Raw genomic sequence first — 26,838 nt, 5'->3', positions numbered from 1 at the left:
CGCACGGCGAGGCCCGTCGGCGGAAGCCCGATGACACCCGAATGACGCCAACTCACGCCGTTCAACGGACGCCTGACGTGTCGTCGCTCCCGCGCACGCGAACATCCGAGGATGTCGGAAACGAGGCGCGAAGCGAAGGCGGCAACGGAGTGCCCGGTGTGCACCGCGATGCTGGGGATGGTGGAGAAGGCGGCCAGGGAGTACGACCGGAGCGCGGAGACCGACGCTCGGGTGAGGTTGCGCAGGCATGCGCGGGCGGTGCACGGGCGGGAGCTGCCGCTTCCGTGGTGAGCCCTCGCCGTGCCCGTTCAGGGCCGGGGTCTGCCGGCGCAAGGTGCAGCTGTGCGGGAGTGACCCGCGGACGCGGTCGAGCAGCGGGAGAGTCTTCCGGCCGTTTCCGGCCCGGTACGCCGGGCCGGTACGCCGGGCCGGACCTGCGGTTCCAGCGGCAGAACTAGAATCGCCGAGGAACGGGGAGGGGGTACGGATGGACCGGAACATCCGCAGCGCGGAGGACGTACTCAGGCTTCTGGACAGCCTGTTCGAGCCGGAGGCGGACCGCTGGACCACGGATGCGGCCGACTGGTGGGACGGCTTCTACGCGGACCGCGCACGGCCGGTGCCGTTCTTCGTTCCGCGGCCGGACGAGAGCCTCGCCTCGTACGCCGAACGCGGCCTCATCACTCCGGGCCGCGCCCTCGACCTGGGATGCGGTCCCGGCCGTAACGCTCTCCATCTTGCTTCGCTCGGCTTCGAGGTGGACGCAGTCGACCTCTCGCCGGCTGCCATCGCCTGGGCCGGGGACCGCGCACGTGAGGCCGGAGCCGGTGTGCGGTTCCACTGCGGTGACGCGTTCGACCTCACGGCCGGCGACTCGGACGGATCGGGCGGCTCGGGCGGCTCCGGCGACTCGGATGACTCCGACGACTCCGGAGAACTCCGCGGACCGTACGACTTGATTTACGACTCCGGCTGCTTCCATCACCTGCCGCCGCACCGCCGCGTCAGCTATCTCGCGCTGCTCGACCGCGTCCTCGCACCCGGCGGCCATCTCGGCCTGGTCTGCTTCGCGGCCGGCGAGATGGGGTGCGAGCTCGGGGACGCGGATCTGTACCGCCGTGCGCGTCTCGAAGGCGGCCTCGCCTATACGCCGGAGTCACTGCGGTGGATCTTCTCCGACCTGACGGAGCTGGAGCTGCGCCGTATGCGGGACGAGCCACCGGAGTCCGCGTACTTCGGCGAACCCTTCCTCTGGACGGCCCTGTTCCGCCGCGAGCCCTGACGAACCGCCACCCGGTGGCCGCCGGGCCGCTCTCACGGACCGGCCGCGAGGGCGCTCAGTCCGCGAAGTCGAGGCGGACGCTCCCGTCCGCGAGGGGCTCGACCGTCAGCCGGGTCAGGTCGCTGATGTGAACCGTCGGCTCGTACGCGGCCGCACGCGGCCCGACTCCCACCACCCGCATGCCGGCGGCCCGCGCCGCGGCGATGCCCGCACCGGAGTCCTCAAAGGCCACGCACTCCTCCGGCGGAAGGCCGAGCTCCGCCGCGCCCTTCAGGAAGCCTTCCGGATCCGGCTTGCTCGCGCTCACGCTCTCCGCCGTGACACGCAGATCGGGCATACGCACCTGCGCCGCGCTCATCCGGGCAGTCGCCAGAGCGGTGTCCGCGGACGTGACGAGCGCGTGCGGCACGCGGACGACGGCCGCCATGAACGCCGGGGCTCCGGTCACCGGAACGATGCCGTCCAACTCGCGCGTCTCACGGGCCAGGAGCGCCGCGTTCTCCGCGTGGTTGACCTCCATGGGGCGGTCCGGGAAGACATCGGCCATCGTCTCGTGACCCTGCCTGCCGTGCGAGATGCTGAGCACCACGGCCGGGTCGAGGCCCTTGGAGGCGGCCCAGTCGCTCCATACGCGTTCGACGACGGCGTCGGAATTAACGAGGGTGCCGTCCATGTCGAGGAGCAGTCCACGGGCGGTGAGGGACGGCTGCTGCGGCTGTTGCCGCTGCGACGGCTGTGGCTCCTGCTGGGGTAGCGATGTCGGCATGACCTGCGGGCTCCCTCGCACACTGGGACAGAACCAAGTGGTCCCGCCCGCCGGTCAGGGGACCCGAGGGCCAGGCAGCCTGGCGCAGGGGAACGGACGGGACCACTTTGTTCCATCACGATACAAAGAGACGGGGACCGGCGCCAGTCCGCACCGTCCGTACGGGTCCCGCCGGGGCCTCCGTGCCGCGCCGGTGCATGCTCAGCCCGAGGCCCGCGCCGCGCGCCCCGCGCTGCGCGAGGCACGTGCCCGCCCGGCGCGAGGCTGTGCCGTGCCCGGCGCGAGGCGGCAGCGAGGCTCGTCCCCGCTCAGCCCGAGGTCTGGGACTCCAGCGCGCGGCGCGTGTTGGGGCCGTACTCGCCGAAGTCGTCCCCTCGCACCTCGTTGCGCGCCTGGTACTGGGCGACCGCCTGCTGCACCTGCTGCGAGTAGACCCCGTCCTCCGGCGCGCTCTCGTCGAGCGCACCTGCCTGCTTGAGCCGGCGCTGCAGTTCGGCGACCTCCGGGCCGCTGTCGCCGGGACGCAGCGTCTCGCCGCCCGGCTGCGTCGACTCCTGCGGGGGGCGCGGACGGTCCCGGTCACCGTCGTGGTTCCCGCCTCCGCCCCAGCCCCAGCCGTCGCCGCGGCCGCCGTCGTCGTCGGAACCGCCGGGCGTGCCGGGCGCAGAGGACGAGGACGGGGACGTACGCGACGGGACGGGAGCCCGTTCCGCGCGGTCACCGCCGTCACGGTCGGCGCGCGGGCTGCCGGAGCCGGTACGCGCGGTCTGCTTCGCCGAGGGCTTCTTGTCGCGTTTGCTCTCTTCCGTACGAGAGGGCTCCTCGGTCGGACCACCGCTGGGGGGATCCGGGAGCGCCGTGTCGTCGGTGCTGAGGCTGCGGTCGTCGCCGCTGCCGCCGCCCGTGAACGCCTGCGTCGTCAGCAGGCCGGCGCCGAGCGCCGCGACGGCTCCGACGGCCGCGAGCGCGGCCTTGGCGGGGCGGCGGCGCTTGCCGGCCGCCTCGTCCCGTCCGTAGGCGTAGTCTCCGCGGCCCTTACGGCGGCGGTGGCTGCCTCCTCGCGAGACGGACGCGGCAGAGGTCAGCGGTGCGGCGGTTGCGCCCGGCTCGGACGGCTCGGACGGCTCGGGCGGGTCGTACGGGTGGTACGACTCCTGCGGCTCGCTCTCGTGCCAGCCGTCGTACGGGCGCAGCACGGGAAGTTCGGCGGTCTCCCCCTGCCCGCAGCGAGCGAACGGTTCGAGGTCGGGCGTCTGCGACCCCTCGTCCTCCGGTTCCGGCAGGTCGACGTACGGGCGTATGTGCATCGGGTCGACGTGCTCAGCCGTGAACGGGCCTACGCAGCCACAGAACTTCCCCCCGTCGGCGGTCAACTCCGCACCGCACTCCGGGCAGCATCTATGTGCCGTCATCCCGGCCCCTCCCCTGGGTCTTGCCGCCGCGCCCTTTACGCGCCGACGCCACCCGAATCGCCAGTGACTGTCCAGCCGTGCACCTTACGCGGCCCGTGGGAGGGTGGGTCAACCGCAGTCCGAAATGACGTGCGAAGAGTGACGAGGGTCATTCCGGCGCTTGCTCGCTTTTCCAACGCGCCCTCCCGCCCCGGAAAGAGGACGGGAAGGCGGAACGGCCGTGCGCGCAGGGCTACTTCGGGCGTGCCGGGGCATGCCAGGTGACGGTCTTCGCCGGGTCGCCTTCGCCGGAGAAGACGAGTGCGGCGGGCGAGTCGGTCCTGGCGAGCATGAAGACGGAACACTCCTTGACCGACGCCTTCGGCTTCACCAATTCGTCGGGTTCCGCGTCCGGGCACGCGGAGACGCCTTCGCCGCTGAAGTCGATCAGATTCATGCGACGCGCGGGTTGTCCGCTCACAGTGCGCAGTTCGGCCTTCTGATTCATCTGCGGCAGCAGTTCGTGGGAGCCGTTGTTCCAGTTTTCAACGGTGACGTAGTACGTGCCTGCGGGCCCTTCTTCTGGTCCCCACTCAATTCGAAGCGGCCGAGATCGGACACCTTGCCGGGGCGGATGCTTTCGGGCGTGGCCTGCACCTTCACCGTGCGGCCCTCGGCGTCCAGCACCGCGCGTACGCGGCGGACTTCTTCAACGGCAGCATTCCGCCGGGAAGTTGACCCTTCCCCTCTTCGCCCGCCTTCCAGATGACCGGATCGCTCGTATTGCCGTCGGCGTCCCTGCCTGCGTACGAGCCGGCGGCCGGTTCCCCGGACGGTCCGTCCGCCGCGGCGAGCGAGAAGTCCCGCTCCGGCGAGGGGCGTTCCAGGCGCTTCTTGCCCTCCGGCTTTCCCGGATCACCGGCCGCCGCAGGCCGATCGGGCGCCGGACTGCCGTCCCGTACCCGACGATCCGCCGTGCGGGGGCATCAGGGTAAGGCAGCGCTCCGGAAGCGGTCCGCCGGGAGGGCGAAGTGAGCACGCCGGCACGCCCGCACGCCTCGTGGGGTGCCGGCACGCGGTCACGCGGCTCCGGTTACGGCGCCACGGCCTCGTACAGACTGAAAGCGGCGAGACCGGTCATCAGCAAAGCCGCGACCCTGGTGATCAGTCGCAAGGGCACGAACCGCATGAGCGTACGTCCCCCGATGATCCCGATGGCCGCCACCGACCACAGCGCGAGCACCGCACCGAGACCCACCGAGAGGGGATCGTCGTACCGGGCCGCGAGGTTGGCGGTCATGATCTGCGTCAGATCTCCGAACTCCGCGACCAGGATGAGCATGAAGCCGCTGGAGGCCACCTTCCAGAAGGACCGTCCGTCCGGGTCCCGCGGCTGCTCCTCACCCTCTCCCTCCCCTTCGTCCTTCTTCAGCAGCAGCACAGCCGCGCCTGCGAGGAAGAGCACGCCGACCACGGCCTGGACGATGCGGTGCGGAAGCAGCGTCAGCACGCTGCCGGCCGCCACGGCGAGGACGACGTGCAGGACGAAGGCGGCGGCGACACCCGCGAACACGTACGAGGCGCGGTAGCGGGTGCCCAGCACGAGGCCTGCGAGGGCTGTCTTGTCGGGCAGTTCGGCGAGGAAGACGACGCCGAAGACGACGGCTGCGACGGAGAGGCTGATCACTGAAGGGTCCTCCGGGAGGGGCTGCCCTACCGGAGCGGAGCACGCTTCGGCACGGCAGCGTCGTACATTACGGACACTGCTCGGCCGAAGGTCTCGCTGGCGCCGCAGACCCCGAACCGGGCGCAGACCGCTGCCTGGCCGGGATGCCGCGCTCCGGGCGCCGGGGCGGGACTAACGGCCGCCGGCACCGCGCGACGGACGGCGGTGGCCGCAGACCGGAAGTCCGCCCAGTGTGTCGACGGTCCGGCGAAGAGCTACTCCCCTTCTGCTTCAGCAAGGCTAGACGATGCATCCGTCCGTGCGCGATCAGCTCCAGGACGGCCCGCAGTGGAAAAAGGGCGAGGGAAAAAGGCACGGTCAGCGGGGAGTTGTGACCAAGCCCTTGATGTGACGTGAACACGTCGTCACGCTGTTACCCGACGCCTGCCTCCCGGCAACGTGTCGTCGGCACCATCAGTCCTCACGGGGCGTACGCCTCGCAACATCCCCCCACAACGAGGGAGTCCGTATGCAGAAGCGCATACGCACGAAGCTCTACGCGCGTCGACGCAAGTCGGTCATAATCACCGTAATCGCCGCTCCCTGCGCCGGGCTGCTGCTCTTCACCGCCGGTATCGCTCCTGCCCAGGCCGAGCCGCCCGCGCCGCCCAGTGCCGCAGAGGCGAAGACCATGCTGGACGGGCTGTCGGAGCAGGCAGAGGGCTCCATGGACGGCTACGACCGCGAGAAGTTCCCCCACTGGAGCGACCAGGGCGAGGGCTGCGACACCCGCGAGGCCGTACTCAAGCGCGACGGCGAGGGCGTGGAGACGGGCAGCGACTGCTACCCGACCAGCGGCTCCTGGACCAGCCCCTACGACGACGGGAAGTGGACCGACCCCTCCGACGTCGACATCGACCACATGGTGCCGCTCGCCGAATCGTGGACCTCGGGCGCCAGCGAGTGGACACAGGAAGAGCGGGAGAAGCTCGCCAACGACATGGAGGTCGCGCAGCTGCTCGCGGTCACGGACAACGTGAACCAGTCGAAGAGCGACCAGGACCCGGCCGAGTGGATGCCGCCGAATGAGAGCTTCCACTGCACTTACGCCCGGATGTGGATCTGGGTGAAGGACACCTACAAGATGACCGCGGACCCGGCCGAGAAGGGCGCACTGACCGACGCGCTCGGCACCTGCTGAGCCTGGTCGGCGTCGCTTGGGCGGCGGGCAGACGCTGGGCAGGCACGGCCAGACACTGGGCAGGTGCTCGCAATCGGTTCGCGCCCGGGGACCCGGTCGGCCGGGACCCGGTTCGGGACCGAACCCGGTCCGCGACGCCGCTCACAGCGCAGAGCACTGCTCCGGAATGCATCCCTCCACGCGGAGGGTCAGGGCAATTTCGGAGCAGTGCTCTCTGCGTATATACGGGGGCGCGGGTGCGGGCGCCAGGTGCAGCGCCGCCCGTAGCTGCGTGAGCACCGCTCTCACCCCGAAGCACCGCTCCCCCGCGCACCAGGCCGGTGAGCACTGCTCTCATCCCGGAGCATCCCTCCCCCGCATAGACTCGTGAGCACCGCTCACCCCAGAAAGCACTGCTCACGCGCCCAGCGCCGCGAGCACCGCTCTCACCCCGGAGCACCCCTCTCCCGGACCGGCCCGCGAGCACCGCTCTCGCAACGAAGCACCGCTCCGATACGCTCCGATCCTCCCCGACCCGCTCCGCCGCAAGGGCAAAGAGCACCGCTCTCCCCGCCGGAAACTCGCCGGTTGCCCTGGTCGTTCCGTAGCGTGCGGGGCGACGGAGGGAGAACTCCATGGGCAGGCTGCGCCTGGGACCGCTGCTGCGTTACGTCGACGAGGACACGGCGACGATCTGGATCGAGACCGACGGCCCGGCCGAGGCCGAGGTCCGCTGCGACTCCGGAACCGCCGGCGGCACCGCCCGCACCTGGCAGATCGCGGGCCACCACTACGCCCTGATCACGGTCGTCGGCCTCGAACCCGGCACCGAGACCGCCTACCGCCTCCTCCTCGACGGCGGCGAGGTCTGGCCCCTGCCCGGCTCCCCGCTCCCCCCGAGCACGATCCGCACGCCCGCGCCGGGCACAGGCACCGTCGACGTCGCCTTCGGTTCGTGCCGCTGGGCCACCCGCCCCTCCGCCAGTTCCCACGACCCGGTCGGCCCCGACGCCCTCGACGCCCTCGCCCAGCGCGCCATCGCGGGCGGCGGCCGCCCGGACGTGCTCCTGCTCCTCGGAGACCAGGTCTACGCCGACGAGACCTCCGAGGACGTACGGGCGAAGCTCGCGGCGAGACGCGACCTGACGAAGCCGCCGTGGAGCCAGGTCGCGGACTTCGACGAATACACACTCCTCTACGACGAGTCCTGGACGGACCCGGAGGTGCGCTGGCTGCTCTCCACCGTCTCCAGCTGCATGATCTTCGACGATCACGACGTGATAGACGACTGGAACACCAGCGACGCATGGCGCACCGAAATGCGCGCGACCGGCTGGTGGCGCGAACGCATACTGGGCGGCCTGGCTTCGTACTGGGTCTATCAGCACCTGGGCAATCTCTCGCCGGGCGAGCTCGCGGAGGACCCGGTTTTCGCGGCCGTACGTGCCGCCGGGGACGGCACAGCGGTGCTGCGCGAGTTCGTGGAGCGCGCCGACACGTACCCGGACACGGCGCGCTGGAGCTACCGCCGCGACTTCGGCAGGGTCCGCATGCTGATGGTCGACACCCGGGCGGCGCGTGTGCTCGACGAGCAGGAGCGCGCGATGCTCGGCAAGCAGCAGATGGCGTGGCTGCGCGAGCAGATGCTGACCGGGACCGGCCCGCAGGACCACCACCCCACAGGCACCGGTGCCCACGGACCCGCCGGCGTTCACGCGGGCACCGGGAGGCTCACCGGCGGGCACACCGGCGCTCAAGGAGCCGAGAGCGGCTACGACCACCTCCTCCTCGGCACGTCGCTGCCGTGGCTGCTCCCGCCGGCGATCCACGACGCCGAGGCCTGGAACGCGGCCCTGTGCCGCGGCGTACGCGGCGAGCGCTGGGCGCGCGTCGGTGAACGGATGCGGCGCGCCGCGGACTTGGAGCACTGGGCCGCCTATCCGCGTTCGTTCGAGGCGCTGAGCGAACTCGTCGAAGAGGTGGCTGCTGCGCACGCGGCGCCATCGACGGTGTGTGTCCTGTCCGGGGACGTGCACCACGCCTACGTCAGCGAGCCCCACTTCTCCCGCCCCGTGAATTCCCTTGTCCTGCAGCTGACTTGCTCACCCATGCACAACAGCGTCCCCGCGGTGATGCGCGCGGGCTTCCGTTTCGGCTGGAGCCGCGCCGGCCGCAGCCTGGGACGTGCGCTGGCACGCCACGGACGTACGGGGCGCCCGCTGGTCAAGTGGAAGCGTTCCGGGGGCCCTTGGTTCGGCAACCAGCTCATGACGCTGCGGCTGCGCGGCCGTTCGGCGGAGCTGTCGCTGGAGCATGCACGGGCCGTTCCCGAGGGGGCGGACTCTCCGGGGGGCGTTCCGGGCGCGGGACGCGGCAGCCGTTCACGTCTGGACGAGGTGCTCCGGCGGACACTCGTTCCCGCTCAGGGCCCACCGGCTTCCGCGTCCCCCAACGAGCCTCATCACACCGGGAGTTGATCCACCCTCCGGGTCCTTCAGAGTGCTCCCGCTGCCCCTTGAAGATCCGTTACTGCTCTGAGACAGGACCGAGATCGATCCCGCACGCAGCAGCGGCCCCCCGCGCAACATGCGGGCGTACGCTGGACCGACTCTTCATTTGAACCTGACGTGACACACGGAGCGGCGCAGCGAACGGGAGAGGTACGGGGGAAGAACGGTGCTGGAGTTCCTGGGATCTGTGACCGGATCCCCATGGCTGTACGGAATGATCGCGGCCTCCGTACTGCTGGACGTCTTCGTTCCCCTGCTGCCGAGCGGTGTACTCGTCGTCGCCGCCGCGACAGCCGTGGCGGGCACCACCGCCACCACTGCCACCACCACAGCCGCCGGCGCCGCTGATCTGCCGAGCCAGGCCCGTCACGCCGCCGATTCGGCGCACGTACCGGAGATCCTCGCCCTGGTGCTGTGCGCGGCCACGGCCTCGGTGCTCGGCGACCTCGTCGCGTACCGCATGGCGCGGCGCGGCGGCCACCGCTTCGACCGGGCCCTCTCCCGCTCGCGCCGTCTGAGGCTGGCTCAGGAGAAGCTCGGCCGGGCGCTCGCGGGCGGCGGGGGCGCGCTGGTGGTGCTGGCGCGGTTCGCTCCGGCGGGGCGATCCGTCGTGAGCCTCACGGCGGGGGCGGCGCACCGGCGCGCGAAGGAGTTCGTCCCGTGGTCCGCGCTGGCGGGGCTCACATGGGCCGCGTACAGCGTGAGCCTCGGCTACTTCGGGGGGCGCTGGCTGGGCGCGACGTGGCTCGGGACGGCGGTTTCGGTGCTGGCGCTCTTCACGTTCGGCACGCTGGCGGCGTACGCGCTGCGGCGCAAGGCCGAAGGGGCAGACGGCCGGGAATCCGGGCAGCCGGCGCACTCAGGCTAGGGATCCGACTCAGCGCAGGGACCCGTAGGGCGTAGGGAGCCGGAGGTCCGGTCCCCAGCTCAACGGCCGTGCTGCGCAAGGGTTTTCGTGTACTGCCACGGCTTCTGCGCAACGCCCGAGCAGGAGTCCTCCGCGGGGTAGGGGCGTGCGCCGCAGGGCCGGTCACGGTTGACGGACCAGAAGGTGAGCCTGCCCAGACCGTGCTTGCGCGCGTGGGCGGCGATGGTGCGGAAGTCCTCCACCGTGATCGTCTCCCCCTCCCCCGTGATCCCGTTCATCGAGGAGATGCCGCTGTGCGCGTACGCCTCGGTCTCCGTGTAGCCGTACGCGCTGATCAGCCGTCCCTTGAGCCCGTCCACCGCGCGCGTGCTGATACGTCCCATGTCCTCGCCCTTCGCCGGCGGCACGAACGAGAACGGCATGATGCTCCACGCATCCGGCTCCACACCCATCTCCGCGGCACGGTCGATGAGCGAACGGTCCGGCCCTGAGCGGTAACTGGGCAGCGTGATGTACGTGACCAGGCCCGGGTTCGCCTTCTTCACACGGCCGAGTGCGGCGAGGGTCTTCCGCTGCGCCTCCTTGCTGCGGTAGGCGCTCATCTCGATGTCGATGTCGATCGCCTTGAGGGCGTAGGCGTCGATCACCTTCTGGTACGCGGCCGCCAGCGACTCGGCGTCGGCGCAGCTCTGTTCGAGCTTGTGGCCCAGGCCGCCGCCGAAGGAGGGGATGACGTCGCCGCCCGCCGCCCGCACGGCCCGTACCGTACGGGCGTCGACGCCGCCGGACAGCGGCCGACGGCCGTCCCAGCGCGGTTCGCAGGTGCCACGGCTGAGGACGAAGGCGAGCGAGAACCAGCGGACGCCGGTCGCCGCCATGACCTTCGCGGGTTCCGGTGCGTCTCCCCAGCCGAGCGAGAGGTACGGCGCGACGGCCATCGGGGCGGGGGGCGGCGGAGCGGCCCCGGGACGCGGAGCGCCGGGGGCCGCCGGGATCGCGGCCGGGGTAGCGCGGATGACCGGGGCCGTGGGGTCGGCCGGAGCGGCGGTGCCGAGCGTGGCCAGCGCCAGCGCGAGAACGCCGCCGGCGCTGCCGAGGCGGCCGGCCGCACCGGACCGTCCTGCGCCGGGCGGCTCGCCACCCGTGCGGCCTGTGCGGCTGCGGCGGGTGACGCAGGCGATGTGGGTGACGCGGATGATCCGGGTGATCCGGGTGATCCGGGTGATCCGGGTGGCGCGAAGCCGGGCCAGCGCTCTCATCCGATCCCTCGTCTCTCGGCCGGTGCCCTCTGTCATGCCGAGATGGTGAACACGCCGGCCGTCCGGGCACAGCATCCGCTCCCCGGCGTGTCCTGCGCCCGTACGGACGCTGCCGCCGCGCCGCGATGTCCTCAACTCCCTGGATGAGCAGGGGAGTCGGGGGCGGGCCGGGTCACTCCTCGGGGCGGTCGATCTCCGAGAAGCCCTCACTCTGCTCCCAGCGGAGGGTGTAGAGACCCGAGTCGCTGTCGTAGAGGAAGACGACCCTGCTGCCGTCGTCGTTGATGGAGGTGTCGTCCCAGCCGTCGAAGTCCTCGGTGACGTCGATGTCCCAGTCGGTCAGGTCGCCGGTGCCCACTCCGGCCACGGACTCGGTCGGCGGCTCACCGTCGGAGCAGTACAGGCCGAAGTCGGCGATGAGCGAGACGGTGCCTTCGCGCTCGGCGAGGCCGACGCCCTGGCAGAGGTCGGTCCTGGTCTTGTAGAGCGTCTTCCACTTGCTCCACTTCCCGCCGCCGGCGGCCTGGTGCCGCTCCTGCACGCCCGTACCCTTCACCAGCCGCACGTGGACGTTCCGGCCGTCGCTGAGTTCGAGAGTGGACTCGTAGTCGTCGTCCGCGGCCGTCGCGGCCGGCTGATGCCGTGCGTCCGAACCGGCGGGTCCGCCACCCGAGTTCACGTCCTCGCCGACGGAGACGCCCTGCGCCGTGCCGTACCCCGTCGCGAGCAGTCCGGCGACGGCCAGCCCTGCGAGCCCTGCCCTGTGCGCCTTTCGGATTCCCACGATGCGATTCCCCTCTAGTGGTCGTCCCCGTCGGTCCTGCCTCTGCACGGCGGCAGAGACGCTCCGAAGACGCAGCCCGCCCGCTCCCCGGTTCCCGCCGTAGCCGGAGGCCGGGCCGGGCCGGGCCGGGCCGGGCCGGGCCGGGCCGGGCCGGGCCGGGCCGGGCCGGGCCGGGGTAGACGACTCCGGATCCGCTGCGGAGTCGTCGGCGTCAAGATCTCATGTGAATGTCGGCACCCCTGCCGCAAGGCGACGGGATGAGTCATCATGATTTCCAAGATGCGAGGGGGCACTCATGACTCAGCGACGAATGACACGGCAGGATCTGGTACGTCAGCGTCGCCGGGACGGGTTCGTCGGCCGTCGAGGCGAAGTCGCGGTGTTCCGAGAGAATCTCACCTTGGATCCAGCAGATCCAAGGTGCCAGTTTCTCTTTCATGTTTTCGGCTTGAGCGGAGTTGGAAAGAGCACTCTCATCAGGCACTGGGACCATCTTGCTCGTCAGCGTGGCTCAGCCACAGCCCTCATCGACGATGAAGTGCACAGCGTCATCGAAGCCATGGAGGTAATTTGTAACCAATTGGAGAAGCAAGGTCACTCCCTGAAGAGGTTCGCCAAACAATTGAACCTCTACCGTCAGCGCCGACACGAAGCAGAGAAGACTCCCGATCCCGGGGAAGGATTTCCCCAGGCTGTGTCGAACTCAAGCCTCATTACTACGCAGCTCGGTCTTGCTGGACTGGGGTTACTTCCCGGACTAGGTGCGTTCGCGGGCGCTGTGGATCCACAATTGGCCGCCCAGGGGACTGACAAACTCCGTTCAATGCTCAGCAGCCGCTTCCGAAGCCACGAGGACTTGCAGCTCGTCCTGTCTCCTCTGGAGATCCTCACTCCAATCTTCCTTGAGGAGTTGAGTGAAGTTGCAGAGCAGGTCCCCTGGTTGGTGATTTTCTTCGACACTTTCGAGCAGACGGCACCGCTGCTGGAGACATGGCTACACGAAATCACCCTAGAATCTCGTTACGGCACGCTTCCCGTCAACGTTCAGGTTGTACTCTGTGGCCAGAGTAAACTTGATTCCCGCTGCTGGGGTGACTCCCTGGATCTCATTTGCCAGGTGCCGCTGGAAGTATTCACAGAAGATGAGTCACGGCAGCTCCTTGCTCACCACGGTGTCACCGCGGAAGAAGTAATCGAGGTCATTCTGCGCCTTTCCGGTCGACTGCCTGCCTGGGTGGCAGCCCTGGCACAGGCACGCCCCGAAGAGCCCGAGTCCATAGATGACCCGACCGACAGCGCAATCGAACGCTTTCTAAAGTGGGAGCCGGATCCTGACCGCCGAAAAACTGCACTGCTCTGCGCATTGCCGCGGCGACTCAATGAGGACCTGTACCGCTGTATCGCTCCGGCTTCGCTGCTGGAAGAGTATGCCTGGCTGCGAAATTTGACCTTCGTCAGCGGTGACGGTGGCAGCAGTCATTACCACGACGCGGTCCGCACACCCATGCTTCGCCTTCAGCGCACCCAGTCGCCGACGTTTTGGCAAGAGCAGCACAGCCGCCTGTGCGAAACGTTCCGGGAGACACGGCGGAGCATAGAAACCCGGGTGAATTCCGAAAACCTTTGGGGTGACGCAACCTGGAGGGAAGCTCGACTCGAAGAGTTGTACCACTCGATATGTGCAGACCCTCGCAATGCTCTTCCTCAGGCTCTCGAAACGGCCGTGGATGCGAGCATCCACGGCGGCGTCACCCTCCACCGATGCGTTCAAACGATCAGTCAGGCAAGTCAAGACACCGACGACAAGAGCGTCGCCCGGTGGGGACGACGCCTGGCCGTCAACGAAGACGACGACAGCATGATCAGTGCGCTCACCCACCTCGCCTCGGCCCCTGAGCTGGACACCAAGACCCGGTCTCGTGCCCACTCCGTGATAGGCCTTGAGCACCGGAGGAGGAGAAATTTCAGCGAGGCAATTGACGCCTTCACCGATGCGCTCACCTTGGACCCCGAATTACCACGGGCGTATAACGGCAGAGGAGAAACCTATCGACAGATGGAACGCTATGACGAAGCCATCGTCGACCTTACACGGGCCATCGAACTCAAAGCGAGCACATCCCAGTATTTCACCCGACGTGCCCAGTGTTACTGGCGAGTGAATCGTCTCGATGAAGCAATTTCTGACTTCACTAGCTCACTGGAACTCAACCCTCGAAATACCGTCGCGCTAGCCGTACGCGGTGTCATATACCGCACGATGAAGCGGTACAACGAAGCGCTATCCGATCTCACTCAAGCAATCGAGCTCAGCCCGAAGTACTACTTCGCCATAATTAATCGCGCCATCCTCTACCGCATTACAGAACGCTACGAAGAGGCGGTATCCGAACTCACGCAAGAAATCGAAGACGACTCCTGGGCTATATCTGCCCTGATCGAACGAGGGGCGGTTCACAGAGCTGCCGAACGCTACGAAGAGGCGTTGGCGGACTTCACTCAAGCAATTGAACTGAGTCCAGAGTATCCTTTCGGCATCACCGAACGCGGTGATCTCTATTCAAAATTGGGTCGGCATGATGAAGCCCTGGCCGATTTCACACGCGCTGTCTCAGCCGGACATTTCACTAAAATCGCCCTGCTCAAGCGAAGTAGATTCTACAGGTCAATCGGGTCCATGGTTGATTCCCTGGCAGATTTGACGCTGGCACTCGACACCGATCCTGAGTACGTATTCGCCCTCGTTGAACGTGGTGAGGTGCACCGCGGAATGGGCCGCTACAGCGACGCCATAGCCGACTTCAGCCGAGCAATCGATCTCGACCCGGGCAGCTATATGGCTTTCGCAGAGCGCGCAAAGACATATCGCTTCATGAATTCCTACGAGGAAGCCGTCTCTGACCTCACTCATGCTATCGAATTAGACCCTGATCGCGAATACGGATTATCCCTGCGTGGCGGAGCATTCCGCATTATGGGACATTACGGAGATGCGCTTTCAGATCTCACTCGTGCCCTTGAACTCAGGCCGAGCGACGGCTGGGCCCGCTATGAATTGGCACTCGTCTCGCGCTTGCGAGGCGAAGATGCGGGCGAGCACTGGGAAAGGTTGACCAATTCCGTCGAAGACAACGACGCGGCCGTCATGTTCCTAACTCACTGCGCCTTGAGCCGATGGGAAGAGGCCGGGGAACAGCTAGAGGATCTTCTAGCCGCAAACGCCACCTCAGAATCCCTTCGGGAAATACTGAGAGATCTTGAGGAGTTGCAACTCTCAGTATCTGTCGATCAAGCAGACGTGGAGCCGCTGAGAAGCCGTCTCGAAGAATCGCTGGCCGGCATTCATGACTGACGGACCAAGCAGAAGGGTCCGAAGACTCGTGGCCACATAGCGGCAAGCGCTCTGGAGTTAACACGCGAAAAGTCCCCTCTCTTGGGAGGGTCGTTCGGCAGTTCCCAGCCTTCTTGGGTAGCCCCAGAAAGAGTCCTGACTTCCCCATCCTCGCTTCACCACTACGGAGTCCCTCTGTGGTTCGCCGGACTGATCGTGGTCATAGTGCTGTTCCGGGCGGCCAGCGGCTGAGCCAGCGCGATCCAGGCCACGAGGAACGGTACTCACTCAGTCAGACACTCCGCGCACAACGAAGGCCCGTCACGATCACGTGACGGGCCTTTGACGTGGGACTTCGTGGTGGGCACAACTGGGATCGAACCAGTGACATCTTGCTTGTAAGGCAAGCGCTCTACCGCTGAGCTATGCGCCCGTCGAACGAGGCCACAGACTACCTTGTCCCGCCTCCGACGGCGCAAACCCTTGCGGCCGGCGACCGGGGACCCGGGGCCGCAGGCGCTCGGGGCAGCCGTTCGGTGGTCTTTCCACGTACCGTTGAACGAACTGGCTCGTGTGTTCGTTGGCCCAGGGTGGGAGAATGACCAGCGATCGCTGATGCGGGACGTGGGGACGCGGGGAGAGGTTCGGTGGCGGCTATGAACGGCGGCGGTACGCGCCGCTGGGGCTGGGGCAACGCTCGTGCGGAGCACCAGCGCGCCGACGCGCAGACAGCCAAGGACGACGCCGCGGCCGCGTTCTACGAGCTGGACAGCGCCCAGCGGGACCTGCGGATCTCCATCGAGACCCTGAACGCAGTCGACGACTCTCCCGCCGCGCGCAAGGCGGTCGCGGACTTCGCTGATTTCGGCTCCCGCATCGACCAGGTCAGCCACGTGTACATCTCCGCCGTGGACGCCCACGACCTGGACCGTGACGACCTCGATGCGGGCGCCGCAGCACGCGCACGCGCCGAGCTGGCCAAGGCGCGCCAGGAGCTGGAGCGGGTCAGGGGCGAGCTGCAGCGGTTCGGCGAAAGCCTGGGTCCGCTGCTGTCGCAGGCCGAGACGCAGCTCGCGCGGCTCACCCCCGCCGTGGAGCGGGCCAAGCAGGGCCTGCTGGCGGCGTCGAACGCCCTGGACGCCGCACGGGACTCCGGGCTCAAGGCCGACGATCTCGCCGGCCGGCTCGCGGCGCTCTCCCCCGACCTGACCAAGCTCAACGAGGGCGCGGGCCAGCACGGCGTGCAGGAGACGCTGCGCCGCGCCGACCGCGTCGTGCGCGAGGCCGAGGCGATCCGCGGCGAGGCGGAGCGGCTGCCCGAGCGGGCCGCGGAGACCGACAAGCGGCTCGCTTCGCTTCGTACGCGCGCACAGGCGCTGCACACCCGGGCGGGCCAGGTCGAGCCGGTGCTGAGTGAGCTGCGGCGGCGCTTCAGCGCCGAGTGCTGGCAGGATCTGCAGCAGGTGCCGGCGCAGACGGCCAAGTCCGTACGGCAGGCGGAAGAGAAGCTGGCAGAGGGCCGCAAGGCGCGCGACGAGCAGCGCTGGGCCGACGCGACGGCGCAACTGTCGACGGTGCGGGCGCTGCTGAACTCCGCGGACGAGGCGATCAAGGCCGCCGGCGACCGTCTGCAGCGGCTCAATGAGGTCTCCTTCGACCAGACGAAGGAGGTCGAGCGGACGCGTTTCGCGATCCGTGACGCGCAGCGCCTGGCGATGGCGGGTCGCAGTACGCCCGATCCGTCTCACGCGGGGCCGCTGGACGATGCCGTCGCGCGCGTGGACCGGGCGGTGGCCGAGCTGACGGGCCGCCATCCCGACTACTGGCATCTGCTGACCGAGCTGGACGCGGTGAAGGAGTCGGTCCAGCGAGTGGTCGAACGGATCCGGGAGCAGCGGGCGGCCGGCCAGTGATGTGCGGCCCGGCCAGGCTGCCGGTCGGCGGCGCTGCCGTGCGCCGGTAGCATTCCTGCATGCCGCGATACGAGTACCGCTGCCGTGAGTGCGACACGCAGTTCGAACTGGCCCGTCCCATGGCCGAGTCCGGTGCGCCGGCCGACTGCCCCAACGGGCACGGGGACACGGTGAAGCTGCTGTCGACCGTCGCTGTGGGCGGTGCCTCCGCCGCGTCCGCGTCCGCGCCCGCCGCGAATGCCGCGCCGGCGGGAGGCGGCGGGGGCGGCTGCTGCGGCGGGGGCTGCTGCGGCTGAACCCTGTGCGTTGATCGGTGACGGCTGACGGCTGACGGCTGACGGCTGACGGCTGACGGCTGACGATTCACAGCTCACGGTCGTCAGATTTCAGATGTCGGCTATCAGCTGACAGATGACGTCATCTGTCAGCTGATAGCCGAAACGGCAACCATCCCCTCGACGTCCCACCAGACCCCGGAGCCCGACCTCAGCCCGGCCTTTCGCCCTCGCCCGCCGGCCCGGCCTACCGCCAGTGCAGCGGGCGGCCGAGCCCGTCCGGGACTCGGGTCGCCGGGCTGCCCTTCGCCGCGTCGAGCTGCGACCGCGTGAGGAAGAGACTTCCGGTGAGGTCCGCTCCGCTCAGGTCGGCGTCCCGCAGGTCCGCTCCCGTCAGGTCCGCGCTCCGCAGGTCCGCACCGCCGAGGTCGGTGGCGATCAGGCAGGCCCCGCGCAGCGACGCCCCCCGCAGGTCCGCTCCTGCCAGCCGCGCTCCGGTGAGGTCGGCGCCTCTGTGGTCCTTCCTCGGGCCGGGCAGCCGCGACCGTACGAGTTCGCTGGTACGCAGCAGCAGGCCGTTGATCCGGTCGCGGAGCGCCCACATGTCCACGGCGGCGAGTTCGTCCGGGCTGCCGTGTGTGAGGCGCGTGACGTCCTCCAGGGCGCGGCGCAGTTCACCGCGCAGCGGTCCGGCGTCCGGGAGCGCCACCGCTTCGGTCAGGAACAGCAGCAGCTCATGCAGCTGCCTCATCACCGGGAAGACCTCGAACATCCGCTCCGCCGTGCCGGGTTCGCCCCGCCAGTCGCGGCCCCCGAAGGTGTCCTGGGAGACCTTCTGGCCCGCTCCGAAGCAGTCGTACACGGTGCAGCCGGAGAAGCCCCGTTCGCGGAGCCCGGCGTGGATGCCGCAGCGGAAATCCGGCCGGAGGTTCGGGCAGGGCTCGCCTGCGTCCTTGTCGACAGCGAATTCCGAGGATGCGAGGAAGGGCAGCGCGACGCAGCACAGGCCGAAGCAGTTCGCGCAGTCGGCCTGCAGGCTCTGCGGCCGGGCCGGTGTCAAGGCGAGGGTCTCCTGCGGTCCTGGGAGCCGGTGGGTCTTCGATCCTTCCACCCGCCCCCGTACGCGCGACACCGGTTTTCCGCCCGCCCGGAGCCGCTCCGGGCCACCGCGTCCGGAGGCGCCCGGAGCCGCCGCCGGACCGCCCCCGCTCCTAGGGGACGCGGGCAACGGCCCCGTATGAGCCGACCCGTGAGTCGTCCTCCGCAAGATCCTCCTCGGAGCGTTCCGAGCGCCAGCGGTGCACCAGCACGATCCCGGGATCGACGAGCTCCAACCCTTCGAGCAGCGCCGCCACTTCGTCGTACGTACGAGGTTTCACCGGGGTGCCCGTCAGCTTCTGGTGCTGCTCGCAGACCGTCTCCACCTCCCCGGGATCGATGTCGCCGGTGAGGTGCGAGAGCGTCAGATAGCTCCCGGGGGCCAGGGCACCCGTGAAGCCGCGGATCATCTCGTACGCGACCTGGTCGTCGGTGACGAAGGGCAGCAGCGCGACCAGGGAGAGAGACACCGGCTGGTCCAGGTCGAGGGATTCGCGGACCTCGGGAGAGTCGAGGACGCTGGCGGGATCCGTGGCGTCGGCCCGCAGGAACGCGGTGCGGCCGAGCGGGCTGCCGCTGAGCAGGGCCTCGGCGTGTGCGTGTACGACGGGGTCCTCGTCCACGTAGACGACGCGTGCGCTGGGGGCCTCGGACTGTGCGACCTGGTGGAGGCTGGGCTCGGTCGGGATTCCGGCGCCCAGGTCGAGGAACTGCCGGATGCCGGCGCGCCCGGCGAGCTGGCGTACAGCGCGGAGCATGAAGGCACGGTTCTCGCGGGCCATGACCGCCACGGCCGGGGCGGCTTCGACGGACTGCTGGGCGGCGATCCTGTCGGCCGCGTAGTTCGTCCGGCCGCCCAGGAAATAGTCGTACGCACGCGCGGGATGCGGTCTGTCGGTGGGCGGCTGCCCGGCGGCGCTCCTGGCCTTCTCCGCGGACTCAACGGTCCCGTCCGGGGGCTTCTCCACGGTCGCGCCCGTGCCGGCCCGCTGCGCTTCCCGTTCGCTGCCCGTGACGGTGGAAGGCCGGACGTGCCCGGAGGTGTACAGCGCCCAGAGCAGTTCGTGGATGGCTGCCGGCCTGTCCTTGCGCAGCGGCAGATGTGTGAGGGTGCCGGCCTCCCGCAGCCAGCTCGCGAGCGTGCCGCTGGAGATGCCCAGCTCGCGGGCCGTCGCCTCCGGGTCGAGTTCCAGCTCGACCCACACGGACAGGGCCGAAAGCAGACGTGGAGGGAGCTGTGCCAGCACGCCGTTGCCCCACATGACGGCGCCTTCGTTGTCGAGGACCTGGCGCACGCCGCCCGCCGGCGCCACCCCGGGTACGGGCGGCGGCAGGTCGGCCAGGCGCATCGCCAGATCCAGCTTGGCCCGGTCCCCGAGCAGCGCCCGGTCCAGGCCCACCCGTCCGGTCAGCTCGTCCAGCCGTGAGAGGACGGTGTCGCGGTGCATCCCGAGGAGCCGTCCCGCACCCTGCGATCCCATCTGGATCGCCGCGGTGCACACCTCCAGCAGCCGCTGCCGTTCCGCGTCGGCGAGGTACTGCTCCAGCGGCGCCAGCAGCTCCCTGGCCCATGCGCGGGCCGAGGTGTCGAGCAGTTCCGCGAGGGGAGGGCGTCCGTCGTGCACGGCCACGCCGCCCGGGGTGCGCAGGGCCGCTTCCACGCTCACCGCCGCCGCACCGTAGAGGCGCGCGGCGTGCTCCAGGGGCCCGCGCCCGCTGACCCCCACGGCACGGTCGGGGTCCGCTTCCGCGACCGGCTCCAGCACGGTCTGGACGGGGGCCTGCGCACCGTCCCAGATGATGATGAGCTGGGCGTCGTCGACCGGGCAGAGCACGGTCAGCGCCCGTCCCCACTGCAGCGCCTCCTCGACCTCCGCCGCGACCTCCTCGCGGTCCTCCTCCATGGCCTTCTCCAGGACCGCGACCTGCACCACGCCCGCGGCCATCAAGCCGGGCGCCAGGGGTTCCACGGCCCGGCCGGCGGAGGTCACGTCGCCCACCATCAGGTACTGGAACGCCGAGGTACGTGCCGCCTGCACGGCGGAGTGGAGACGGCGCTCGCGTTCCGTCACGTCCTCCTCGCGCAGCAGTCCGGCCACCATCACAGCCACCTGTTCGAGGCCGAGCCGGCCGCGTCCTCCCCAGGGCCTGTCGCGGGAGGCGACCAGCAGCCGGTGGGGCGGCCCGACACCCACCGGCCACACCTCCACGTAGCGTCCGTTCGCGGCGCCCCTCACGGGCCCGACCTCACGGCCCCGTACCAGTTCCCGCAGCAGGCCGGTCTGCCGGGCGACCTCCGGGGGCCAGTCCTGCTCCCGGTAGCCGTCGACCACTCGCACCTCCGCGTGGGACTCACGGGAGACCCACTCCAGTACGCCTTCGGGGCCGCCGCCCTCGGCCATGGCGTGCGCGGCCACGTTCGAGTAGGTCTCCACCTGCCGGACCTCCGCCTGCAGCGCCGCGACCTGCGCGCCCATGAGCGCCTCCGCGACCCGCACCGGTCCGCCGGGAATCAGGGGCGTCAGTACGGGGACGAGGCCGCAGTCGGGCACCTCGTCGGCGTCGCCGGTCTCGCCGCAGAGCACCACGCCCGCCGCGTCCTCGGCGCGGAGCCGCACCCATTCGAGGTCGCTGTCGGCGGACGTCACGAGCAGCACACGCTCCGTACGTTCACCGATCGGCGGGCCGTCGGGGCCGCAACGCGTGATCCTCTCCACCATCCTGCCGGGGTCGTCCGGCGCGTCCCCCGTGCTGGCCCACCGCAGCAGCGGCGGAGAACCCGCGGTCAGATGGCCCAGCGTCAACATGCCTCCAGCGTCATCCCGGGCATCGCGCGGCGCACCTCGGGGTGACGTCCGCGGGGACATGCGCGGCGGGGCCAGCGGTCTCGTGGCGCGGTCGTCGGTGCCTGAACCGGCCGGTCTCCGCCGGTCCCAGCACCGCAGTACGGGCGTATGTCACAAATGGGTGAATTTTTCAGCAAGGCCGACGGGATTCGGTGCGGACATCCGGAATACCTCGCTCCAGGGCACTGCTGAGTCGGTCAGATCTGAAGCAGGATGATCAGAACCGAACCGGAAGGCTCCGCTGTGACCGACCCGTCTGCGACTCTCACGGTCGACGAACTCGCACCACGGCTGAACAGCGCCACCGTCATCGACGTCCGCACCCCGGGCGAGTACGCCTCAGGGCACATCCCCGGCGCGCACAACATTCCGCTCGACCGTCTCGACGACGCGCTGCCCGCACTGGGCACCGCCACCGGGAAGGGCGAACTGGTCGTCGTCTGTGCGTCCGGAGCCCGTTCCGGTACGGCGTGCGGCCGGCTCGCGGGCCGGGGGATCACGGCGGCGTCGCTCGAAGGCGGGACGGAAGCCTGGTCCCGGGGCGGTCACACACTCGACCGTCCAGAGGGCGCACGCGCGGTATGGCCGATGGAGCGCCAGGTCAGGCTCGTGGCCGGGTCGCTGGTCGTGCTGGGCATCCTGCTCGACCTTGCGATTCCGGGTGCGCGCATCCTTTCGTTCCTGATCGGCGGCGGACTGGTCTTCTCCGCGCTGAGCAACACGTGCGGCATGGCCGCGGTGCTCTCGAAGCTCCCGTACAACCGCCGCCGGCCCGGCGACGCGGGCCTGGACGCCACGCTCAGCAGGCTGACGCAGGCCTGATTCAGCCCGCAGGTCCGCGTCCGCGTCCGGTCCGCCCGGGCGCCGTCCCGGTCCTCTCGCACATCTCCCGTACGATCCGCTCGCCGGCGGCGACACCGCGCTCGCTCAGCGCGGTGATGTGCCCGGCGCTCCATCCGCTGCCGGCGAGTTCGCCGTGGCCCGGAAACCAGCCCTCGTCGGCGGCGAGCAGCATGTCCGCGTCGAGCAGCGAGTCACCGGCCGCACACGTGTACGTCGCGCCGGTGCGCCGGGCGACCTCGGCGACGGCAGCGCTCTTCGTCAGCGGACCCGGTACGGCGTAGATCTTGCGGCCCTGCAGCGACACCGTCCAGCCGCGCGGTCCGGCCCAGGCGGTCAGCTCCTTCACCCACGTCTGCGGCAGCCGGCCGCGGTCGACGACGAGGTATGCGAACAGCTCGTCCGCGACGCGCTGTTTGAGCACCCAGTCGCCCTCCGAGGACGCTCCACGCAGATGTGCGCAGACCTCCTCCAGCGGCGCGCAGCCGGCGAGCCCACGCCGCACCTGTGCGTTCCACTCCGCGTCGGGCTCGCCGTCGACCAGCAGATGCCCGCCGTTGGCGCAGACCGCGTAGCGCGCGGGACCGCCGGGCAGCCGCACACGCCGGTACTGTTCGCGAGTCCTGGTGGTGGTGGGCACGAAGACGCACCGGTCCGTCAGCTCCGCCAGCATCCCCGCGGCCGTCTCCGTCATGTACGACAGCGGCCTGCCCTCGTACACCTCCACGCACAGCAGCCGCGGCGCCTCGCTGTCCGGCACGCTCAGCCCGAGGGCCGCAGCCGAGTAGATCAGCGTGCGGTCGAGGTCGCTCGCGACGAGCATCGGGGGCGGAACCGGCCGCCCGGACGGACGGGTCATCCGGCGGCCCTGCCGTCCGCGCCCGTGGCCCCTCGCGTGAACCGCGGGTGGATCAGACCCACACAGCTGTACGGAAGTCCGTCCGTCTCCTCGACGGGAACGCCCCGCTGCTCCGCCAGCAGCCGCACATGATCCAGGTCGCGCCCGGTGCCGCGCCGTGTCAGCACCCGCCACGGCACGCGGCGCAGCAGCACACGCGTCGTCTCACCGACCCCGGGTTTGACGAGATTGACGTCGCCGATGCCGTATTCCTCGCTGATCCACTCCACCGCCCGCCAGCCGGCCCACGTCGGAGCGCGGTCGGCGGCGAGGAGCTCGGACGCGTCGTCGGCGGCGCCCGCGCGGACCTCGTCGAAGCGGGCCGTGACCGTGTCGAGGAAGTGGCCGGAGACGTCCGCGCCGGCGAGTCCGCGGTAGTGCTTGGCACCGTGGTAGTCGTGCGGACCGACGAGGTCCGCACGGAGCACCGTGCGCGATATCAGCCCGGAGACGGTGGAGTTGAGGCACGCGGAGGGTATGAGGAAGTCCTCGCGCGTGCCGTACGTACGCACGCAGCCGCCCGGATCGGCGAGCACGGCGATCTCCGGGTCGAACTCCCCGAACGGAGCGAGTGCTTCGGCGAGTTCGCGGGTGATGGCGCCCTTGCCCGTCCAGCCGTCGACGAAGACGACGTCGGCGGGGTCGTGGTGGGAGGCGATCCAGCGCAGGGCGTTGGCGTCGATGCCGCGTCCGCGCACGATGGACACCGCGTAGTGCGGCAGAGCGAGCCCGTGGGTCTGCTGCGCCCAGCGCCGCATCAGCACGCCGACGGGTGTGCCTGCGCGCGCGAGTGAGACCAGCACGGGGCGTCCCGTCCCGCGCCCGGCACGTTCCGCGAGCACCGTCTCCGTGACGGTGCCGACCGCTCGTGCGACGCGTCCGGATGAGGCCTCGAGTGCGCCGTGGAAGAGCCGCTCGTACTCCGCACTCGGCTGGTATTCGACGGGCAGCGACTCCGCGTAGTGCGCCCCGCCGCTCTGGATCGCCTCCTCGCGCTCCTCAGTCGGTGCCTCCAGCCGCGTTTCGGACAGGTCCTGCAGCAGCCAGCCGACCTCGTCGGGTGCGTACGAGGAGAAGTCCGGGCCACGCAGCGGCGCCCGCAGCGGACGGTAGGACGGGACCACCGCGAGCAGCACGCTGTCCGTGTGGGAGCGCAGCCCGTCCAGGAGACCGCCGGGTGCGCGCAGCGCCGGGGTGTCGGCGGCCGAGTCGGTGACGACGACGACGGCGTCGAAGCGGCGCCGGGGGTCGTTGCCTGGCGCGACGTTGTAGGCGTAGCGCGTCTCGCCCGCCGCCTCCTCCGCCAAGTCCTGGCCGGTGCCTTCGTGCGCGGGGAAGGAGATGCACGTACGGACCGCGTAGGCAGGGTCGTCGAGCGCGAGCACCGGTGAGCGCGTCGTGGTGGAGAAACGCACCTCCGCCGCCTTGCCGAGCCGCTCCTCCAGGGTGACGGCGAGGCGCAGCGGCGCGTACATCAACTCCTCGCAGCCCAGCAGCAGTACGCGCGGGGTACGGCGGCCGCCGTCGGGCGCCTCCGTTCCGGCGGGGAGTGTGCCGGACTCGGCCAGCGCGGCTGCCAGCCGCCCGGCCATGCCGGGCAGTGCCGCGTCCAGACGCGCACGGTGCGCGGCGGTGAAGCCGTGCCGTCCGCCGTCCGGCAGCCGCAGCGGCCAGCCGAGGTCCACCGTCGCCGCCGGGTGGGCGCGGCCCGGCGGTGCCGGAAGCGGAGAGCCCCGGTCCGCGGCGGCGTCTGCCTCCGCCGTCGCTTCGGCCGTCGCTTCAGCCACGAGCCGCTGCCCGCGCTCCAGCACGTCGTGCGGGAGCGAGACGCGGCCGCGTGCGAGCGCCACCACGTCCACGCGCGCGCCGAGTTCGGCCGCGAACTTCTCCAGGGCCGCCGCGTCGTCGGCCGAGCGCATGTCGGTGAGCGCCACCACGACGTACCGCTGACGCGGATGCCGCCGGTGCAGGGCGGCGATGGTGTTGCGCACGGTGCGGCCGGTGGAGAATTCGTCGTCGACGAGCACCAGCGGCCCGTCCCCGGTCAGCAGACCGGGCTCCTCGGGAAGCAGCAGATGGGACGTGGCGTGGCTGTGTTCCTCCTCGAACCCGCCGGCGGTGGCCACCCCCGGCACCTCGCGCCGAGTCGAGTGCAGACATGTGACGTCGCCGACGCCGTCGGCGACGCTGTGCCCCAGCCCTGTGGCCGTCTCCGCGTAGCCCAGCACCACCGCGCGCTCCGCGAGCGCGTCGCCCAGCAGCGCACGGACCCGCCGGCCCAGCCGGACGCCGACGCCGTAGACGGTGCCGGGCCGCTCCGGGACGTGCTTGCCCAGCACCCGCGATACGAGGAGATGCGCACGCTTGGGATTGCGGCGCAGGGCGAGGCCCATCAGCTCCCGGAGGCCGTCGCCGCTGAGCCCGACGTCCAGCCGCTCGGCGACCCACTCGCCGGACCACACCGCGTCGCCGTCGGCACCGCTCGCCGGTTCCCCGGCCACGTGAGCGTGAACCGTCGCGCGGCTCGGCTCCCCCGCCGTGTCCCGCCGCGCGCCGCTCGCCGGTTCCCTCGCCGCGTCGCTCATCCCGTCGCCCGTCCCTCTCCCGTCGGCTTGCCGTCCGCCCGCGCCCCCGCCACCAGCAAGTCGACGAAGCCGACGCCCTCGCGCGCCACGCCGAACAGCTCCGCGCGCAGCAGCGTCCGCTCGGCCCACGCGCGGTGCGGCTTCACCTCGTTCATCTTGTTCGTGTACGCGGACCGCACAACACCGCCTCCGCTGCGCTCGGGCCGCAGGATGTCCGTGGCGTCGCTGTACTCCTCCAGGCTCACCACGGACAGCGCGTGCACCGGCAGCACGTGCGAGGGGTGGATGCAGGTCTTGCCCTGCAGGCCGTTGGCCCGGTCCAGTTCGATCTCGCGCAGCAGTCCGTCCATGTCGTCGTCGATGAGCGCCGTACGCAGCTCCTCGGCGCGTCCGGTGAAGATGCTCTGCCGCAGCTGGGGCTTGAACATCCTCTCCTGGAGCCGGAAGTACTCCCACACCGGTCCCGTGACCGTGTAGCCGGTCCCGTCCACCCGGCCCAGCACGTTCACCACGTCACCGATGACGGAGGCGACGAGCTGGACGTCGTAGGCGGTCATCTCGGGCGTACGGCGGAGCCCGTAGGCGGAGCAGAAGTCCGTCACGCCCAGCCGCAGCGCAAGGACCCGCTCGCGGTACTTGTCGACGGCACGCGCGATGCCGGCCAGCGTCCCGGCGCGGGTCTCCAGGTGCAGCAGCTCCGGCGACTCCAGTACGGGCATCGCGAACAGCCGCCGTCCCGTGGCGGCTTCGGCCTCCGCCAGCGCCTCCAGGAACGGAATACCGCGCTCCTCGGTGAACTTGGGCAGTACGAACCCCGACAGCAGCCCGGCGGCGGGTCCCAGCCGCGCCACCAGATCCACGATCTGCTCCGGCTCGCGTACCCGTATGAACAGCAGCGGGACGTCCTGCTCCCGCCAGCCCGCGTCTCCGGCGCCTCCCGCCCCTCCGGATACGAGCTGCCTGAGCTGTTCGAGCTGCCCCACGAGATTGGTCTCGGCCGCCGAGACGTCGGCGTCGCCGATCGAGTCCTCCAGGCACAGCACCATGGACACCACGCCCCGCCGGGTCTGTTTGACCACGTCGGAGGCGAGCGACGTGCGCGTGGCGGGGCAGTAGAGGGTGGCACCCAGCGCGGTGGAGAGCGTGCGTCCCGCCGACTCCGCGGTGAACTCTGCGGGCTCGTGCTGGAAGAGCCCGCGCCGCACCCCGGGCGGTAGCTGACCGAAATGCCGCATGCGTGTCCCCGTTTCCCTTCCCGCGGCATCCGGCGTGTCCGACGCGGCCGCTGTCAGTCGTGAGCCGCCCTCCCCGCCGTACCGTCCGGCGGCGAGAAGCGGCCGCTCATC

General features: G+C 70.2%; 20 protein-coding genes and 1 tRNA gene. 9 read left to right on the top strand and 12 right to left on the bottom strand.

What is annotated here, in order from left to right; genetic code table 11:
* The first annotated feature begins 111 nt into the window (after nt 1-111).
* Nucleotides 112-291: a hypothetical protein gene (locus tag ACSMXX_RS23885; RefSeq protein WP_473180743.1), complete on the top strand. Its 180-nt coding sequence runs from the start codon at nt 112-114 to the stop codon at nt 289-291.
* A gap of 196 nt (nt 292-487) precedes the next feature.
* Nucleotides 488-1,282, top strand: coding sequence for a class I SAM-dependent methyltransferase (locus ACSMXX_RS23880; RefSeq protein ID WP_473180742.1), 795 nt, complete (start codon nt 488-490; stop codon nt 1,280-1,282).
* Nucleotides 1,283-1,337: 55 nt separating this feature from the next.
* On the opposite strand, the gene ACSMXX_RS23875 is transcribed toward ACSMXX_RS23880, so the two are convergent.
* From ACSMXX_RS23875 to ACSMXX_RS23860, 4 genes are all read right to left on the bottom strand, one after another.
* The gene (locus ACSMXX_RS23875) at nt 1,338-1,955 is read right to left on the bottom strand and encodes an HAD-IA family hydrolase (protein WP_473184932.1); all 618 of its coding nucleotides are present in this window, start codon (nt 1,953-1,955) and stop codon (nt 1,338-1,340) included.
* Nucleotides 1,956-2,356: 401 nt separating this feature from the next.
* Nucleotides 2,357-3,460, bottom strand: coding sequence for a peptidoglycan-binding domain-containing protein (locus ACSMXX_RS23870; RefSeq protein ID WP_473180741.1), 1,104 nt, complete (start codon nt 3,458-3,460; stop codon nt 2,357-2,359).
* A 232-nt stretch (nt 3,461-3,692) separates the two neighbouring features.
* Nucleotides 3,693-3,896, bottom strand: coding sequence for a hypothetical protein (locus ACSMXX_RS23865; protein ID WP_473180740.1), 204 nt, complete (start codon nt 3,894-3,896; stop codon nt 3,693-3,695).
* 636 nt (nt 3,897-4,532) lie between these two features.
* On the bottom strand, nt 4,533-5,126 hold the full coding sequence (locus ACSMXX_RS23860) for a TMEM165/GDT1 family protein (RefSeq protein ID WP_473180739.1): 594 nt from the start codon (nt 5,124-5,126) through the stop codon (nt 4,533-4,535).
* Between the two features lie 508 nt (nt 5,127-5,634).
* Between ACSMXX_RS23860 and ACSMXX_RS23855 the strand changes: the two genes are divergently transcribed.
* The 3 genes from ACSMXX_RS23855 to ACSMXX_RS23845 all read left to right on the top strand — a co-directional run bounded on the left by ACSMXX_RS23855 (nt 5,635) and on the right by ACSMXX_RS23845 (nt 9,663).
* Entirely contained in the window at nt 5,635-6,306 is a 672-nt protein-coding gene (locus ACSMXX_RS23855) for an HNH endonuclease family protein (protein ID WP_473180738.1), read from the top strand.
* 614 nt (nt 6,307-6,920) lie between these two features.
* A complete protein-coding gene (locus ACSMXX_RS23850) occupies nt 6,921-8,762 on the top strand; it encodes an alkaline phosphatase D family protein (RefSeq protein WP_473180737.1) in 1,842 nt (613 codons plus the stop codon).
* 199 nt (nt 8,763-8,961) lie between these two features.
* A complete protein-coding gene (locus ACSMXX_RS23845; protein WP_473180736.1) occupies nt 8,962-9,663 on the top strand; it encodes a DedA family protein in 702 nt (233 codons plus the stop codon).
* 59 nt (nt 9,664-9,722) lie between these two features.
* Here ACSMXX_RS23845 and ACSMXX_RS23840 read toward each other — a convergent pair whose 3' ends face one another.
* Nucleotides 9,723-10,958, bottom strand: coding sequence for a chitinase (locus ACSMXX_RS23840; protein WP_473180735.1), 1,236 nt, complete (start codon nt 10,956-10,958; stop codon nt 9,723-9,725).
* Nucleotides 10,959-11,094: 136 nt separating this feature from the next.
* Entirely contained in the window at nt 11,095-11,706 is a 612-nt protein-coding gene (locus ACSMXX_RS23835) for a hypothetical protein (RefSeq protein ID WP_473180734.1), read from the bottom strand.
* 295 nt (nt 11,707-12,001) lie between these two features.
* Here ACSMXX_RS23835 and ACSMXX_RS23830 point away from each other — a divergent pair, with 295 nt between their 5' ends.
* Nucleotides 12,002-15,058, top strand: a complete 3,057-nt coding sequence (locus tag ACSMXX_RS23830) for a tetratricopeptide repeat protein (protein WP_473180733.1) — start codon at nt 12,002-12,004, stop codon at nt 15,056-15,058.
* 337 nt (nt 15,059-15,395) lie between these two features.
* On the opposite strand, the gene ACSMXX_RS23825 is transcribed toward ACSMXX_RS23830, so the two are convergent.
* A tRNA-Val gene (locus ACSMXX_RS23825) sits at nt 15,396-15,470 on the bottom strand.
* A gap of 223 nt (nt 15,471-15,693) precedes the next feature.
* Here ACSMXX_RS23825 and ACSMXX_RS23820 point away from each other — a divergent pair.
* Both ACSMXX_RS23820 and ACSMXX_RS23815 read left to right on the top strand, forming a co-directional pair.
* Nucleotides 15,694-16,950 (top strand): hypothetical protein, encoded by a 1,257-nt coding sequence (locus tag ACSMXX_RS23820; RefSeq protein WP_473184931.1) that lies wholly within the window; start codon nt 15,694-15,696, stop codon nt 16,948-16,950.
* Between the two features lie 59 nt (nt 16,951-17,009).
* A complete protein-coding gene (locus ACSMXX_RS23815; RefSeq protein ID WP_473180732.1) occupies nt 17,010-17,246 on the top strand; it encodes an FmdB family zinc ribbon protein in 237 nt (78 codons plus the stop codon).
* 226 nt (nt 17,247-17,472) lie between these two features.
* Here the strand turns inward: ACSMXX_RS23815 and ACSMXX_RS23810 are convergent, their stop codons facing one another.
* Nucleotides 17,473-18,285 carry a pentapeptide repeat-containing protein gene (locus tag ACSMXX_RS23810; RefSeq protein ID WP_473180731.1) on the bottom strand — a complete coding sequence of 271 codons (813 nt, stop codon included), beginning with the start codon at nt 18,283-18,285 and terminating at the stop codon, nt 17,473-17,475.
* Between the two features lie 151 nt (nt 18,286-18,436).
* On the bottom strand, nt 18,437-21,130 hold the full coding sequence (locus ACSMXX_RS23805; protein ID WP_473180730.1) for an SAM-dependent methyltransferase: 2,694 nt from the start codon (nt 21,128-21,130) through the stop codon (nt 18,437-18,439).
* 282 nt (nt 21,131-21,412) lie between these two features.
* On the opposite strand from ACSMXX_RS23805, the gene ACSMXX_RS23800 reads away from it, so the two are divergent.
* Nucleotides 21,413-21,991, top strand: coding sequence for a rhodanese-like domain-containing protein (locus ACSMXX_RS23800; protein WP_473180729.1), 579 nt, complete (start codon nt 21,413-21,415; stop codon nt 21,989-21,991).
* Between the two features lies 1 nt (nt 21,992).
* Here ACSMXX_RS23800 and ACSMXX_RS23795 read toward each other — a convergent pair whose 3' ends face one another.
* Genes ACSMXX_RS23795 through ACSMXX_RS23785 form a run of 3 tightly spaced genes read right to left on the bottom strand, consistent with a single transcriptional unit; the run spans nt 21,993 to nt 26,727 of the window.
* Nucleotides 21,993-22,868 carry an HAD family hydrolase gene (locus tag ACSMXX_RS23795; RefSeq protein WP_473180728.1) on the bottom strand — a complete coding sequence of 292 codons (876 nt, stop codon included), beginning with the start codon at nt 22,866-22,868 and terminating at the stop codon, nt 21,993-21,995.
* The gene (locus ACSMXX_RS23790) at nt 22,865-25,492 is read right to left on the bottom strand and encodes a phosphoribosyltransferase (RefSeq protein ID WP_473180727.1); all 2,628 of its coding nucleotides are present in this window, start codon (nt 25,490-25,492) and stop codon (nt 22,865-22,867) included. Before ACSMXX_RS23790 ends, ACSMXX_RS23795 begins: the two co-directional genes overlap by 4 nt.
* Nucleotides 25,489-26,727, bottom strand: a complete 1,239-nt coding sequence (locus ACSMXX_RS23785) for an HpcH/HpaI aldolase/citrate lyase family protein (RefSeq protein WP_473180726.1) — start codon at nt 26,725-26,727, stop codon at nt 25,489-25,491. Before ACSMXX_RS23785 ends, ACSMXX_RS23790 begins: the two co-directional genes overlap by 4 nt.
* Between the last annotated feature and the right edge of the window lie 111 nt (nt 26,728-26,838).

This window comes from Streptomyces sp. DSM 116795, assembly GCF_055792905.1.
This window is presented reverse-complemented; position numbering and strand designations above follow the sequence as displayed.